Below are 15688 nucleotides of genomic sequence, written 5' to 3' on the forward strand. Positions count from 1 at the left end.
CGGGGTAAGTCATCGCGCGCCAGCCAGAGGGCTGCTCATAGCAGCTCGTGGCGCGACTGGGAAAGAAATACGCGGATGCCGATATTGCCGTCATGGATCAACCACGGTCTGATGCGATAGGTCCGCGCGCCGCTGGCATGCATCGGATCGCCGTCGGCAATCGCCTGAGCCTCGCTCACCGAACCCGCGCGGTAGATCAGCATGCCGTCGCCTTCGAAGTATTCGCCGTCGTCGGTCCATAGTGGGCCCGCAGCGAAAAGCACTCCGCGGTCTTCCAACTCGCGCAGGTAGGCGAAGTGATCCTGGAGGTGTTGCTGCACGGCATCTGTACCGCGTGCCGCCGTCGAGGTGACGACGTACAGCGTCAACCCGACCGGGTCGCCCGAATCTTCGATGACTTTCGGCGCTTGGATCCGGTCCGTCACGATCCACTCCTTGTTGCCGACGCGTTGTGCTTCGCAATTCTGCGTCACAGCGCCGCATCCGAGGTGGCACTTCGACGATATTGGTCGACCGATGCAGCACCGCCGACTTCTCCCGGGCGCTATCGACCGCCCGAACCTGCGCCGCATGCCTACACTGCAACCGATGTCACAGGAGGAAACCGTGAACCTGATCGTGCACAGCCATGCCCTCCCATTGTGCAGCCGGCCCGAACCGGCGGTGGGACATGATCGTTGGCCGACGATCCGGCGCGCGGATATCACCGGCTTCAGGGAGCAGTTGTGAATCCATTGCCACCGATCACCGGGCCGAAGAAGCGGGTCGGCGTGCTCAACAGCGTGATGAGCTACGTCGACGCCGGAGAGGGCGATCCGATCGTCTTCCTCCACGGAAACCCAACCTCCTCCTACTTGTGGCGAAACGTCATGTCGCACGTCAGCGATCTTGCTCGATGCCTGGCCCCGGACCTGATAGGGATGGGGACCTCTGCGAAATCGCCAACCTTCTCCTATCGGTTCGCCGACCACGCCAGGTACCTCGATGCGTGGTTCGAGAACGTCGGGGTTGCCGAGCGCGTGGTGCTGGTGGTCCACGACTGGGGCTCGGCGCTGGGGTTCTACCGGGCGCTGCGCTATCCCGAACAGATTGCCGGCATCGCCTACATGGAGGCCCTTGTCCAGCCACGGCCCTGGGCAGGATTCACCGACCTCGAGCCGTTCTTCCGCGCGCTACGCTCCGAGCGGGGAGAGCAGATGGCATTGGACCGGAACGCTTTCGTGGAGCAGGTGCTGCCCGGCGGCGTACTGCGCCAACTGAGCACCGAGGAAATGGCCACCTACCGCGAGCCCTATCCCACGCCGTACAGCCGTATTCCTACGCTGCTGTGGGGTCGCGAGATCCCGATCGAGGGTGAGCCGGCCGATGTCCACAGGCTGGTGCTGGAGTACTCAGATTTCCTGTCTCACAGCGACATCCCGAAACTGCTCATCGTCGCAGACCCTGGCACCATCCTCCAGGAAGGCGGCAGCGAACTGGAATTCGCCCGTACCTGGCGCAACCAGCGGGAAATCAAGGTGGCTGGCCGGCACTTCATCCAAGAGGACTCACCGGAGGCCATCGGCGTAGCCCTGCGCGACTTCGTCCTGGACCTATCCGCACGCCGCTGACCGGCGGCCCCGGGACATTGCATCGACGGAACAGGCTTTGCCCCACGGATTTTCACTGCCGACGGGGCGGCAGCACCGCCAGCCACTGATCCGACAACAGTTCGAGCAGTTGGCCATCCGGATCGCGAATCATCGCCGATTGCTCCGACACCGACCCGTCCACCACCGATCCGCCGAGGCTCTCGGCGCTGGCCACCACGTGAGGAAGGTCAGGCACGGAAAACGAGATATGGGTAAGCCCCACCTGGTCCATGACTCGGTGTGCTCCGGCGTGGACCCCGCGCCCCGCGTAGTCGAGAAGCTCCAGCACCAACCCATCGCGCACCAGATACGTCGCGTGCAGTCCGATCGGCTTCGGTAGCTGCAGAAGCCGGTCGGTGCCTTCGTCGGGCGTATCGAGTTCCCACCAGAACTCGAACCCGAGCAGGCCTTCATAGAAGCTGCGGGACCGCCGGCGATCGCTGACGCACAACCCGACATGGTTGAAAACGGCTCGGCTACCAGACATTACAACCTTCCATAGCGGGTCAGTGTCGATGCTCCCCCGCCCTCGATGACGACGGTGGCCCGCTCCAGGCAACCCCCGACGCCTTCCGCGGCGACCCACGACTGCACGCTCAGCACCATGCCCTCCTCGAGCATGACGTCGCAGCCACGCCCCAAACCGATGACCGGCGGTTCAGCACCCAGCCCCAGCCCGTGAGCCAACGGCACCGGCGACTCCCGATTACCGGCGTCCTCCCACGCTCGATACAGGCCAGCCCCGGTGTTGCCCGCTCGGCAGGCGGCCAGTAGCGCGTCCATGCCGACGGCACACCGCGACGCCAGATCCGCCCGCCCTGCCGGAGCCGACTCCCCCGCCACTCGGGTACGTGCCACGCCGGCCTCATACCCGGCGTACAACGCGCCCGGCGCCAGCACCACCAGCTCGCCGTCCCCGATAGGACGCTCCGACGCCAGATGCCGAAACCACACCGGCCCACGCGAAGGCGTCGCAAAGCAAACACTCTCCGACGGCGCGGTCGGCGCGCCCAGCCGCGCCACCTGCTGGTAGTACACCCCGAGCAGGTCACGCTCGGTAATGCCAGGCCGCAAAGCGTCTTCCATGGCGCCTAACGCCGACTCCGAAATGGCCGCCGCCACTTCGAGACAGGTGATCTCCTCGGCCATCTTGATCCGGCGCGCGGCCGCCAGTATCGAATCGGCATCGACCGGTTCGGCTGAGCCGGTCAGCTGAGAAATCAAACCGGCAAACATCGGTGTCACTCCATCGATACCCACCCGGCGCGACCGACTCACGCCGGGAATCGAAGCCAACGATTCCATCAGATTGGCCGGATTCCAGCTCAACCCATACAGGTCCTGACGCGTGATCTCCGGCGGTACCCCCTCGTCCCAGGTCGACAGCAGGTGCACCCGCGCGGTCGACCGCACCACCACCGCTGCCGGCGCGAACGGCAGCACCCCGGCGCGGCCGAGGAGCCGCGCCCCGGACACGTAGTGCACGTTGCCGGCACCGCCAAGCAGTAGTGTGTCCACATCGTGGGTTTCCATGGCGGAGAAGACTTTTTCGCGGCGCTGAGCCCGCAGCCAGCCGAAGTCGACCCGTGCGTCGTCCTCGAGGCTCATCATTCCGATGCGCACCCCACGATCCCGCGGAACGGGGCTCATGCGGCAAACCCATAAGGGTCGTAGGTGGCGCCGCTGAGCTTGATCCATCCGGTATCGGTCACGGCCACAATGTCTTCGGAGCGATAACCGGCAGCACCGTCCTCCCAGATCACCGGCTCCAACACCACGACCATGCCCGGCCGCATAACCAGCTGCGCGTCGAAATCCGCGCCGAAATCCGTTCCGATCAAGGGCATCTCGGCGCTATCGGTGCCCACGCCGTGAGCGAGATAGAAATGCTCGATCCACGGCCGGACACCGTCGTTGGCCTCGATGGCAACCTCGCCCAGCCGCAAGCCGGACAACCCCGGCCCAAGGACCTCCAGACACGCGTCGACGACCGCCCGCCAACGACGAAACTGTCCGAGCTGCCTGGCATTCGGGCCGGTGCCCACAATCCAGGTGCGGCCGTAGTCGGACGCGTACCCCTGCCACATGACGCCGGCGTCCACCCAGATGACATCGCCATGGCGCAGGAACCGGTCGGTGGTGACGGTCGGGTAGGCCAGATCCCCGTGCAGCGTCCACGGTCCCTGTTCGCGACTCGGGGCCATCACCTGCCAGATCGGATCGATCCCGCCCGCCGACGCACCTAGCTCGAACACTCGGCGAAGAAACACCGCACTCAAATCGGTCTGCCGGACACCGGGTCGCAACAGGCGCATCGCATCGACCATTGCCAGCTCGTTGAGCCGCTGCGCCTGCCTGATACAGGCAATCTCATCACCGGTCTTCACCAGCTTGGCCGCGCCCAGGACCCCGGACGCATCCACCCAATCGATGCCGGTAACGCAGCGCAGCATCGGATGAGAAAGATGATCGACACCTACCCGAGCGCCGGGAACGAAGTGCTCGCCCAGCGCCGCGGCGAGCCCTGCCATCGCGTCGTCGAGATCCGGGAACAACGGCCCATGCAGCTGCACCTCTGCCGGCACGCCGTCGTCGAACACGGTGTACAGGTGCGGCGCCGACTCCCCGGCAACCACGACCGCCAGCGCGCGGAACAGCGCGGCCCGGTCACCGGCGACGGCCGGCATCGCAGCACCGGTCGCATACGTCACCGCACTGGAGCCCAGCAACACCAGCCCGTCAAGACCGCCGGCCGCAATTTCGGCCTGCAACCGCGCATATCGCTGCCGTCGCATCCGGGCCAGGTCGGGCGTGCCCGGGATCGCCACTCCGCCGATGGTGGCTCCCGCCGACCAATCCTCGATGTCGCTACCTCCGCATCCTCAAATGCGTAATAATGCAAAGATAGCCTAATAAGCCGACGAGGCAACAACGAACTTGCGAGGAAAGGCTTTTCGATGGTCACCCGCCCCGGCGTCAGCCCAGACGCGATAGTCGATTTCGACCATCATTCCGACGAGTTCAACCTCAACGAATTGGCCGTCAACGCCGAACTCCGACGGACCTGCCCGGTGGCGTGGAACCAAAACTACGGCGGATTCTGGTTTCTCACCAGCTACGACGCGGTCAGCCAGGCCGCCCGGGACGGCGATACCTTCGCCCACAAGTACCAACCGAACGCGCCCGACGGCATCGACTATCAGGGCGAGATGGGGGTGCCCCGTCCCGAAGGTCACCCGGCATTGGGCATCGGCGAGGTCGACGGCCCCTACCATCAGGCGTTACGTCACGCGCTGGCGCCGTTCTTCTCACCGGGCGCCGTGCAGAAGATGCGGCCGTTCATGGAGCAATCGGCGCATTGGTTTCTCGACCAGCGCATCGCCGACGGGCGTATGGACCTGGTCCTCGACTACGCCAGCCCGGTCCCGGCCATCTTGACCATGAGATTGATGGGTCTGCCGTATGACAATTGGCACCTGTATGCCAACCTTTTCCACTCCGTCATGGCCGTGCCGCAGGACAGTCCCGAGTACGCCAACGCGCTGGCCGCCGCGCCCGCCATGATGCACGACGTCCTGGAGTTCGCCGCCACCCGACGGGCCGACCCGCACGACGACCTGACCAGCTTTCTCATCCAGTTCGAATTCGACGGCCGGCGGCTGTCCGACGAACAGCTGCTGACCATCATCTGGAACCTCATCGCCGGCGGCGTCGACACCACCACCTCACAGACCGCGCTGACGCTGCTGCACCTGGGCACCCACCCGCAGCTGCGCCACCAGCTCATCGAAAAGCCCGACCTCTACCGCACTGCCACCGACGAATTCCTGCGCTACTTTTCGGTCAACCAGCAACTGAGCCGCACCGTCACCCGCGACGTGACCGTCGGGGGCCAACAGCTGCGGCGAAACGACCGCGTCGTCATCAGCTGGCTGGCCGCTAACCACGACGAGCACGAGTTCGACCGACCGGAGGCGATCGTCCTCGACCGAACCCCCAACCGCCACCTCGCCTTCGGCCTCGGACCGCACCGCTGCATCGGATCTCATCTGGCTCGCCTCATGGCCGAGGTGATGGTCAGGGCAGTCCTCGACCGCATCCCCGACTACCGGGTCGACCTCGACGGCGTGCACCAGTATCGGGGAAACCCGAGCATGACCGGACTGGGCAAGCTGCCGGTCGTCTTTACCCCCACACCGCTCCTGGGCACCCAACGCCCGTGGTAATCGCCTGCCCGCCAACGGGAGTCGGGCTGAAGCGGGAACCTTGGCGGTTACGCCGTCAAGGATGGGCCGCGTCGACCGCGCAACCTGCGCGCAGCGGCCAGGCAAGTTGACGCAGATAGCCTGCGGGCTCGCTGTCGTCGACGCCGTACTGCGCGGGCCAGCGGTCGGCCGGCAGGTACAGGGTCCCGAATAACGCATCCAGCGCCGGGAGTTCACCGGCATAGTTGCTGTTGTAGGCCTGCGGTTCACGGGCGTGGTGCCAATGGTGGTACTGAGGCGTGGCGATCACCCACCGCAGCGGGCCGAAGTTCACCCGGACGTTGGCGTGGATGAAGACCGCCTGCAAGGTGATCAGGACGAGGAACGCCCCCAGGCTGACCCTCCCGAAACCCAGGGCGTACAGCGGCAGCACCGCGACCGAACGGATGAAGGTCTCATCAAGCGGGTGAAGGTGATTCGCTGCCAGCCAATCCATTTCCCGGATGCTGTGATGCACGCGGTGGAACCGCCACAGCAGTGGCACTTCATGCGCCGCCCGGTGCCCGGCGTAGCCACCAACCATCGCGGTCGCCAACCCCCGCGACCAGCTGCACCCAGCCCGGACTTGCGGAAACCGAGTAGCGCACCGGCCCGGGCACGAAAACTCTTAGCACTCCGCCGATTACGACCACCGAGACGAGCAGCCCAAGCCGCAGCGCGGTTCCGTTTACCAGATAGTGCACCACGTCGGTTCGCCACCCGCGCCGCAACACTCGACGGGGATGCAACGCGAACAGCCGCTCCAGCGGAATGAAGATGATCGCCAGAATCGCCAACCCGAAAATGATGCCGCTGCGCACACTGAGCGCGGCCAACACCACCAGCGCCGTCACCACCGCCAGCACGACACCACCCAATCCGGCGTCCGATGCTCGCTGCGGGGCCGCGGTCGCGGTGGCCTGCGGCGGCGCCGCGCCGGCGTAGCGCCCGATGCCGACGCGGCGGGAGTTGGCGAGTCGACCCCAACCGGCCAATACCGCGCATGCCAGCGCGATCCCGATCAACCCGGGGACGAGGTTGCGGGTGGCCACCGCGATCGAGGTCATCACTATCCCCGATTGCACGGCCAATCCGGCCGGGTTCAACGACCGCTGCCCGCGAAGCAGCGGCACCGCCTGCCATCCCACCATCAGCACCGCCATCAGCACCGGCACCATTGCCAGACCCGCCCCGTGACCCGGCTGCGCCCGCACGAGACGCCCGACCATGCCCGCAGCCTGCAACAGCATGACCAACTCGACACCATGCAGCACGAGCAATCCGGTCGCCAGGCGGCCCCGTCGCGGCGGGGAGGTTGCCGGCCCCGATGGTGGCACCCACGTGCCACCGTCAGGCGGCGGGGCCGACCCGCGAAGCCCGGCGAAGGGTTGCACGTCGCTCAGGATGCTCCGCGCGGCTGAGAACCAACTGAGATTTTCGGCCGCAGCCGGCTATAGAGTGAATCGCTGTCCGGCACGGCAGAAACACGAGGCCTTCCATGAGTGACATCACAGCGCGGCTGGTGGACATCGTCGGGAGCGCCAATGTGCTCACCGGCGACGCAATTCCCGACGACTATTCCCACGACGAGGAGTTGACGCAGCCGCCGCAGAGGCCGGCCTACGTCGTCAAACCGGCCACCGCAGAAGAGGTTTCGCGACTGCTGACGGCCGCCTCCGACCATCGAACCCCGGTGACGGCACGCGGGTCCGGGTGCGGCTTGTCGGGGGCCGCGCGGCCGTGCGAGGACGGCCTGCTGATCTCGTTCGAACGAATGAATCGGGTACTGGAGATAGACACCGCTAACCAGGTCGCCGTCGTCCAGCCCGGGCTGACGCTGACCGAACTGGACGCCGCGACCGTCGATTCCGGGCTGGGGTACATGGTTCATCCAGGTGAGCTGTCGTCGAGCGTCGGCGGCAACGTCGGCACGAACGCCGGCGGTATGCGCGCGGTCAAGTACGGCATAGCCCGCCATAACGTGCTGGGGCTGCAGGCAGTGCTGCCGACCGGCGAGATCATCCGAACCGGCGGCAAGATCGCCAAGGTGTCCTCCGGCTACGACCTGACCCAGCTCATCGTCGGCTCGGAAGGCACCCTGGCCCTGGCCACCGAGGTGATCGTCAAGCTGCATCCACGTCTGGACCACAGCGCCAGCGTGCTGGCCCCGTTCGCCGACTTCGATCAAGTCATGGCGGCGGTGCCCAAGATCGTCGCCAGCGGGCTGGCACCGTACATCTTGGAATATATCGACAACCTGACGATGGCCGCGCTCGTGCACACCCAGAACCTGGAGCTGGGCATTCCGGATCAGGTCCGCGACAGCTGTCAAGCGTATCTTCTTGTGGCAGTAGAGAATCGCACCGCAGATCGGCTACTCGAGGATGTCGAGACGGCCGGCGAGATGCTGGCCGAAATGGGAGCCATCGACGCCTACGTACTGGAAGGAAGCTCGGCGCGCAAGCTGATCGAGGCGCGCGAGAAGGCGTTTTGGGCGGCAAAAGCCGCGGGTGCCGACGACATCATCGACACCGTCGTGCCGCGCGCGTCGATGCCGAAGTTCCTCAGCGCCGCACGCGCTCAGGCGGCGGCCGCGGGCGGCGCCGCGATCGGTTGCGGCCACGCCGGCGACGGCAATGTGCACCTGGCCATCATCTGTAAGGAGCCGGCGAAGAAGAAGCAGCTGATGACCGACATCTTGGCACTGGCAATGGAATTGGGCGGCGCGATCTCCGGCGAGCACGGCCTGGGTCACGCCAAGACTCCGTACTTCCTGCAGCTCGAAGACCCGGCCAAGATCGCGCTGATGCACCGAATCAAACAGAGCTTCGACCCGGCGGGGATCCTCAACCCCGGTATTCTGTTCCCGGCCGATATAACGTGAGCGGCCACACCTTGTTGGGCTCGCGGCCGCCGCAACGACTCATCGACCATGCGCCGCTGCCGTCCGGTCCATCGATCCATCTCGAGACGTCGAGAGGGTAGTCAGCGATGCGCTCAGGTAGGCCGCTGGCCGCGCTGGTAGCGGCGCTTGTCGGCGTGATGCTGAGCGGTGCGCCACCGGCGGCGCACGCCGATCAACCCGCGTTCGTCGTGAACCCCATCAGCCACGTCGACACGCTCATCGGCACCGGGACGGGTGGCGAAACGGTGGGTGAAATCAACAACTTCCCCGGGGCCACGGTGCCGTTCGGCATGGTGCAGTACTCGCCGGACACCACTGACACCTATGCCGGCTACGACCACGACAACGAGCGCTCGACCGGATTCAGCATGACCCACGCCTCGGTGGGCTGCGCTGCGTTCGGCGATATTTCGATGCTGCCGACCACCACCCCGATCGGCCCGCGGCCCTGGGACGATTGGGAGGAGATCGCCCACGACGGCACCGAGGTGGGCGTGCCCGGCTACTACACGGTGCGCTTCCCCGTCACCGGGGTGACCGCGGAACTGACCGCCACCACGCGCACCGGTGTCGGCAGGTTCAGCTACCCGGCCAACAGTCAGCCTGCGCTGTTCCACGTGCGTTCCGGCGGGTCGCTGGGGGGTAACGACGCCGCGACCATCCAGATCGGCCAGGACCACACCACGATCACCGGATCTGCGACGACCGGTGGATTCTGCGGCAAGAACAACACCTACACGGTGTACTTCGCCATGAAGTTCAGCCGGCCGTTCACCTCGTATGGCACCTGGGACGGCGATGCGGTCTATCCCGGTGCCGGCAGCGCGGATTCGATCCACAGCGGGGGGTACGTGGAGTTCCCGACCGGCTCGACACTCGAGGCGCGGACCGCGATTTCCTACGTCAGTGTCGACGGGGCGCGGGCCAACCTCGCGGCCGAGGGCGGACGGAGTTTCGACGAGGTGCGCGCCGCCGCATTAGCGCAGTGGAACGCCGCGCTGGCCCGCATCACGGTGGCCGGCACCGATAGCGCCGACCTGCAAACCTTCTATACCTCCCTGTATCGAACCCTGTTGCACCCCAACACGTTCAACGACGCCGACGGCCGCTATATCGGCTTCGACGGCAAGATCCACACCGTGGCCCGGGGGCACACCCAGTACGCCAACTTCTCCGACTGGGACACCTATCGGTGCTTGGCGGCCCTGCAAGCACTGCTGTTCCCGGCACAGGCCGGCGACATGGCCCAATCGCTGGTGAACGACGCCGAGCAAAGCGGATCGCTTCCCCGTTGGGCCCTGGCCAATTCCGCGACCGGCGAGATGACCGGAGACAACGTGGTGCCGCTCATCGTGAACCTCTACACCTTCGGGGCCAGAGACTTCGACGTCAAGACGGCGCTGCGCTACATGGTCAGCGGAGCCACCCAGGGCGGTGTCGGTCGGGGCGGCTACGTGGAGCGACCCGGAATTGCCACCTACCTGGAGCGCGGCTACGCACCCCAGACCGACGAGTTCCGAGCCGACCACAACATCGTCGGCGCCTCGATCACGCTGGAGTGGTCGGTCGACGACTTCGCCATCTCCCGGTTCGCCGATGCGCTCGGCGACACCGCGACCGCTGCCGAGTTCCAGAACCGGGCGCAGTACTGGCAGAACCTGTTCAATCCGGCCACCGGTTACCTCTCGCCCCGCAACGCCGACGGCACGTTCCCCCTCGGGCCCGGCTTCGTGGAGCCTCTCCGGGGCTTCGGCCAGGAAGGGTACGACGAGGGCAACGCCGAGCAATACCTGTGGTTGGTGCCGCACAATGTCGCGGGCCTGGTGGCCGCTCTCGGCGGCCGCCAGGCCGCGGCCGACCGGCTCGACCGCTTCCTGACTGAACTCAATGCGGGCCCCAACAGGCCGTTTATGTGGGCCGGCAACGAGCCGGACTTCGGGGTGCCGTGGCTGTACAACTACGTCGGTCAACCGTGGAAGACCCAGGAGGCGGTCAACCGGGTGCGCAGCGAACTATTCGGCCCCAGACCCGATGGCGAGCCGGGCAACGACGACCTCGGCGCGCAATCCAGCTGGTATGTCTGGGCCGCACTCGGCCTGTTCCCCAGCACCCCGGGAACGCCGGTCCTCACCGTGAACACACCGCTGTTCGATCGCGCTCAGGTATCGATTCCGGGCGGCAAGACCATCCGGATCTTCGCCCCGGGCGCGTCCGGACACAACGGCCTGAAGTACATCAACGGCCTCAGCGTCGACGGCCGGGCCACCGATCAGACATTTCTTCCGGAGTCGTTCATCCGTACCGGCGGCGACGTGACGTTCTCGCTCTCCGCAACCCCCACTATGGTCTGGGGCGCTGCGGAGGCCGCCGCGCCACCGTCGTTCGGCGCAGCAGCTCCGCCGTCGCAGCAGCGGTCGTGAGAGGCGATTCGCATGGTTGAGTCGCCGACCCCGACAGCGTCGGACCAGCTTGCACGGCCGGGTTACTCCCACCCGAAGTCGTAACGCGAGCGACACGCTCTAGCCTTGGCCTGTTCCCGAAGACGACGAAGGCCACCGATGAATGCCGATGACATCATGATCCAGCGCCGGCTGGCCGAGCTGCGAGTCGCGCCGTGGAGCTGCTGACCCTCGACCAGATCAATGCGGCGGCGGAGCTGCTGAAGCCGGTGGTGCGGCCGACCCCGGTCGTCGCGTCGCGGATACTCTCCGACTGCATGAGCCGACAGGTGTGGCTCAAATGCGAGAACCTGCAGCGCACTGGGTCGTTCAAGGCGCGTGGAGCTTACAACCGGATCGCCAATCTCAACGTCGAGGACCGGGCTCGTGGTGTGGTGGCGGCCAGCGCCGGTAACCATGCGCAGGGCGTCGCTTGGGCCGCGACCGAACTCGGGATCGCGTCGACGGTGTTCATGCCGGTCACCGTCGCGCTCCCGAAGCTGGCGGCCACCAAGGCTTATGGCGCACACGTTCACCTGATCGGCGACACGATCGATGACGCGCTGGTGGCGGCGCGCGAGTACGCGGAGCAGCACGACGCGGTGTTGATCCACCCGTTCGATCACCCCGACGTCATCGCCGGCCAGGCCACCGTCGGGCTGGAGATCCTGCAGCAGATCCCCGATGTCGCCACCATCGTGGTGCCTACCGGCGGCGGCGGCCTGGTAGCCGGAATCGCCACTGCGGCGCACTTTCTGGCGCCGCACGTCCGGGTCATCGGCGTGCAGGCCGCGAATGCGGCGGCCTGGCCGGCGTCGCTGGCGGCCAAGCATCCGGTGCGCTTGGAGTCGATGTCGACGATGGCCGACGGCATCGCCGTCGCCGCACCCGGGGCAATTCCTTTCGCCCATGTCCGGGCATTCGTCAACTCGATTCAGACGGTCAGCGAAGAGGCACTGTCGCGCGCGCTGTTGCTGTGCATAGAGCGGGTGAAACTCATCGTCGAACCGGCCGGGGCGGCAGCCGTGGCAGCGGTGATGACGTCGGCGCCCGAACCCGACGCGACCGGCCCCGTTTGCGCGGTCTTGTCCGGAGGCAACATCGACCCGCTGGTGCTGACCCACGTGGTCACCCACGGCCTGCGCGCAGCCGGCCGCTACCTCGCGATCAAAGTGACCATCCCGGACCGCCCCGGTGGGCTCAGCAGGCTGCTCGCCGTGGTCAGCGCGACCGGTGCCAGCGTGCTTGACGTGGTGCACGTCCGTACCGCACGCAAACTGGCGCTGGATGAAGTCGAGGTTCGGCTTACCCTCGAAACCCGCGGTGCAGCACACCGCGAGGAGGTGTTGGAGGCGCTGATCGGAGCCGGATTCGTCGTCTGCGTCGAGGACGCCTAGCCAGCGCGGCTCCTCCGTGGCGTCCGCGATGAGGACGAACGACTCTACTCCCGGCGCAAGAAACGAGAAAGACTCCGCGATAACCGACGTAAGCGGAGATTCGCCGTGGGTATTCGGAAGCGATAGGCGACTCCCGTGAGTCTCGTGGTCGAAGGAGCGGACAGGACATGACCAACGGCGATCCAACGGTGGTTCGGCACCCGAGCGGCGCATTGGTATCCACGCTGCCACAGGCCTTTCAGCAGACCGCAGCCCTCAAGCCGGACGCGGTGGCCATCCGCACGACCGGCGACGCCGTGGTCCTGACCTGGCGCCAGTACGCCGATCGGGTACGGAGGATCGCCTCCGGACTGGCCGCACTCGGCGTCCAACACGGGCACACAGTCGGTCTCATGCTGCGCAACCGCCCGGAGTTTCATTTGGCCGACACTGCCGCTATGCACCTGGGCGCGATCCCGTTCTCGATCTACAACACCTCGGCGCCGGACCAGATCCGGTACTTGTTCACCAATGCCGAGAACGCGGTCGTCTTCACCGAAAAAGACTTTCTGCCCGCTATCAGGGCGGCTGGCGCCGACCTCGCGCACCTGGTGGCCGTCGACGCCGATATCGACGGCTGCCACACCCTCGCAGATATCGAATCGCTAGGAGACAAAGCCGATTTCGACTTCGATTCGGTGTGGCGGTCGGTACGGCCGGACGATGTCGCAACACTGATCTACACATCGGGGACCACCGGCCCGCCCAAGGGCGTCGAGCTTACCCACGCCAATGTCATGGCCGAGTTCGCGGCCATCGTCGACCTCCTCGACCTGCGCCCAGACGATCGGATCACCTCATACCTGCCGCATGCACACATCGCCGACCGGGTGACCGGGCACTACGCCAACATGGTCCTGGGGGTGCCGATGACCGACGTCGCCGACCCCAGGGCGATCGCGCAGGCCCTGCCGGATGCTCGTCCCACGGTGTGGCTCGGGGTGCCGCGGGTGTGGCACAAGATCAAGGTCGGGATCGAGACGAAGCTCGACACGGAGGCGACCGGGCTCAAGCGGCGGTTGGCGCTGTGGGCCATCGACACCGGCGTACGCGCCGCCAGCCAGATGCTGGCCGGCAAATCCGTGTCCCCGTCACTTGCCCTGCGCCACAAGATCGCCGACCGTCTGGTGCTGGCCAAGGTGCGCGCCGCGCTCGGCCTGGACCACTTGCGCTGGGGAGTGACCGGGGCCGCCGCCATCCCGGTCGAAACGATCGAATTCTTCTGGGGCCTGGGCATTCCCGTCTACGAAGTGTGGGGCGAGTCGGAGTGTGTGGGCGGCGCCACCTCCAACCGGCCCGACGCGAACAAGGTCGGCTCGGTCGGAAGGGCGTTGCGCAACGTCGAGATCTCGCTGGCAGACGACGACGAACTGCTCATCCGTGGACCGATCGTGATGCGCGGCTACCGAAAGCAGCCCGAGAAGACCGCCGAAGCGATCGACGCCGACGGCTGGTTGCATACCGGCGACATCGGCACCATCGACGAACGTGGCTTCGTCACGATCGTCGACCGCAAGAAAGAGCTGATCGTCAACGAATCCGGAAAGAACCTCTCCCCCACCAACATCGAGATGGCCATCCAGGAGACGTCTCCGTTGATCGACCAGGTGGTAGCCATCGGTGATGCCCGGCCTTACGTGACAGCGCTCATTGTCCTCGAGAGCGAGGCTGCCGCCGCCCAGGCCGCCGCGCTCGGCATGGCCGACCACTCGGCCGCCGCCTTCGCGCAACGCCCCGAGGCCAGCGAGATGCTTGCCGCCGCCGTCCGCGAGGGGAACTCAAAGCTTTCCCGCGTCGAGCAGATCAAGCGGTTCGTCATCGTCGGGACCCCGTGGGAACCGGGCGGCGACGAACTGACCCCGACGATGAAGCTCAAGCGCAGGCCGATCGCCGAGAAGTATTCCGCCGAGATCGACAAGCTGTATGCGAAGACGCCCGGACCGGACATCGTCAACTTGGCTGACTAGCCCGTTGTCGAGCCGTTTGCTATTGGGCGATGTCGGTCCTGGTCAGCGACGTGACTGCCGACACCCCGGGGCGGGGTGCGCGTTATTCCAACCTGTCAGCGACGTGACTGCCGCAGCCTCGCGCTCCGCTCAACGCCGCACCTAGATCAGCACCCTCCCGGCACCCTCGGCTAAGGAATGGCAGTGAACGACAGTGAAATCGCCGGGTGGGATCCCGGCCTCACGAAGCGGGCAATGCGGGTGGCCCGGCCGATCGTCAAGCGGTATTACCGATCGGAAGTGCACGGTCTGGAGTTGTTACCGCCCGGAGGGGTGCTGGTGGTGTCGAATCATTCCGGCGGCTTTCTCCCGATGGACGAGGTGGTGTTCGCGGTCGACTATTACGGCGAGTTCGGCTACACCCGGCCCATCTACACCCTGACCCATGACATCATGCTGGTCGGCCCGACCGCCGATTCGTTGCGCCGCTTGGGGTATGTCCGCGCCACCCGCGCCAACGCCGCCGAAGCGCTGCGGGCCGGAGCCGTGGTCATCGACTTCCCGGGTGGTGACTACGACGCGTACCGGCCCACCTGGTCCCGCAACACCATCGACTCGGTGGCCGCATCGGCTACGCCCGCACGGCCATCGACGCCGCGGTTCCCATCGTTCCGATGGTTTCCGTTGGCGCGCAAGAGAACCAGCTGTTTCTGTCGCGCGGCACCCGGCTGGCGTGCGCCCTTCGGCTGGACCAGCTGCCGCATTCCAAGGTCCTGCCCATCACGTTCGGCTTCCCGTTCGGGCTGAGCATTGTGGTGCCGGTCAACCTGCCGCTGCCCACCAAGATCGTCATCCAAGTGCTGGCGCCGATCCACATCGCCGCGCAATTCGGCGCGCATCCCGACGCCGCGGAGGTCGACGCGTACGTGCGGCAGGTAATGCAAACGGGACTCGACGAGTTCGCCGCCAAGCGCCGTTTTCCGATCATCGGTTGACGCCGGTCAACCAGAACGCGACGATGCGCTGCTCGCAGATTCGCGGCCCCGTCGAACTGGAAATCGGGTGTCAAGACATCTTGTTTTTTGCGG

12 protein-coding genes and 2 pseudogenes are annotated in these 15688 nt (G+C 66.2%); 8 read left to right on the plus strand and 6 right to left on the minus strand.

Annotated features, from left to right (window positions below):
* Positions 1-35 precede the first annotated feature (35 nt).
* The gene (locus tag EET10_RS17510) at positions 36-425 is read right to left on the minus strand and encodes a YciI family protein (protein WP_036402860.1); all 390 of its coding nucleotides are present in this window, start codon (positions 423-425) and stop codon (positions 36-38) included.
* Positions 426-588: 163 nt separating this feature from the next.
* Here EET10_RS17510 and EET10_RS30260 point away from each other — a divergent pair, with 163 nt between their 5' ends.
* The gene (locus EET10_RS30260) at positions 589-729 is read left to right on the plus strand and encodes a hypothetical protein (RefSeq protein WP_168990988.1); all 141 of its coding nucleotides are present in this window, start codon (positions 589-591) and stop codon (positions 727-729) included.
* The gene (locus EET10_RS17520) at positions 726-1610 is read left to right on the plus strand and encodes a haloalkane dehalogenase (RefSeq protein WP_244601992.1); all 885 of its coding nucleotides are present in this window, start codon (positions 726-728) and stop codon (positions 1608-1610) included. Before EET10_RS30260 ends, EET10_RS17520 begins: the two co-directional genes overlap by 4 nt.
* Positions 1611-1662: 52 nt before the next feature.
* On the opposite strand, the gene EET10_RS17525 is transcribed toward EET10_RS17520, so the two are convergent.
* From EET10_RS17525 to EET10_RS17535, 3 genes are read right to left on the minus strand one after another with little or no spacing between them, the layout of a single operon-like run.
* Positions 1663-2118 carry a VOC family protein gene (locus EET10_RS17525; RefSeq protein ID WP_036402586.1) on the minus strand — a complete coding sequence of 152 codons (456 nt, stop codon included), beginning with the start codon at positions 2116-2118 and terminating at the stop codon, positions 1663-1665.
* Entirely contained in the window at positions 2118-3281 is a 1164-nt protein-coding gene (locus EET10_RS17530; RefSeq protein ID WP_122502356.1) for a M24 family metallopeptidase, read from the minus strand. Before EET10_RS17530 ends, EET10_RS17525 begins: the two co-directional genes overlap by 1 nt.
* Positions 3278-4459, minus strand: a complete 1182-nt coding sequence (locus EET10_RS17535; protein WP_246013653.1) for a M24 family metallopeptidase — start codon at positions 4457-4459, stop codon at positions 3278-3280. Before EET10_RS17535 ends, EET10_RS17530 begins: the two co-directional genes overlap by 4 nt.
* Positions 4460-4588: 129 nt before the next feature.
* Between EET10_RS17535 and EET10_RS17540 the strand changes: the two genes are divergently transcribed.
* Positions 4589-5857, plus strand: a complete 1269-nt coding sequence (locus EET10_RS17540; RefSeq protein ID WP_036402581.1) for a cytochrome P450 — start codon at positions 4589-4591, stop codon at positions 5855-5857.
* 55 nt (positions 5858-5912) lie between these two features.
* Here the strand turns inward: EET10_RS17540 and EET10_RS17545 are convergent, their stop codons facing one another.
* Together EET10_RS17545 and EET10_RS17550 are read right to left on the minus strand one after the other, a co-directional pair.
* Positions 5913-6419, minus strand: a complete 507-nt coding sequence (locus EET10_RS17545) for a sterol desaturase family protein (RefSeq protein WP_122502357.1) — start codon at positions 6417-6419, stop codon at positions 5913-5915.
* Positions 6382-7269 (minus strand): hypothetical protein, encoded by an 888-nt coding sequence (locus EET10_RS17550; RefSeq protein ID WP_136624746.1) that lies wholly within the window; start codon positions 7267-7269, stop codon positions 6382-6384. Before EET10_RS17550 ends, EET10_RS17545 begins: the two co-directional genes overlap by 38 nt.
* Positions 7270-7373: 104 nt before the next feature.
* Here EET10_RS17550 and EET10_RS17555 point away from each other — a divergent pair, with 104 nt between their 5' ends.
* The 5 genes and pseudogenes from EET10_RS17555 to EET10_RS17575 all read left to right on the plus strand — a co-directional run bounded on the left by EET10_RS17555 (position 7374) and on the right by EET10_RS17575 (position 15595).
* The gene (locus EET10_RS17555) at positions 7374-8759 is read left to right on the plus strand and encodes an FAD-binding oxidoreductase (protein ID WP_122502359.1); all 1386 of its coding nucleotides are present in this window, start codon (positions 7374-7376) and stop codon (positions 8757-8759) included.
* Between the two features lie 107 nt (positions 8760-8866).
* A pseudogene (locus tag EET10_RS17560) lies at positions 8867-11176 on the plus strand (GH92 family glycosyl hydrolase); the annotation flags it as partial.
* Positions 11177-11394: 218 nt separating this feature from the next.
* Complete coding sequence (ilvA, locus tag EET10_RS17565; protein ID WP_099187486.1) at positions 11395-12615, plus strand: threonine ammonia-lyase; 1221 nt, start codon at positions 11395-11397, stop codon at positions 12613-12615.
* 167 nt (positions 12616-12782) lie between these two features.
* Positions 12783-14621, plus strand: a complete 1839-nt coding sequence (locus tag EET10_RS17570; RefSeq protein WP_036402576.1) for an AMP-dependent synthetase/ligase — start codon at positions 12783-12785, stop codon at positions 14619-14621.
* 177 nt (positions 14622-14798) lie between these two features.
* A pseudogene (locus EET10_RS17575) lies at positions 14799-15595 on the plus strand (lysophospholipid acyltransferase family protein).
* Positions 15596-15688: the final 93 nt, after the last annotated feature.

The organism is Mycobacterium pseudokansasii (assembly GCF_900566075.1).
GTDB lineage: Bacteria > Actinomycetota > Actinomycetes > Mycobacteriales > Mycobacteriaceae > Mycobacterium > Mycobacterium pseudokansasii.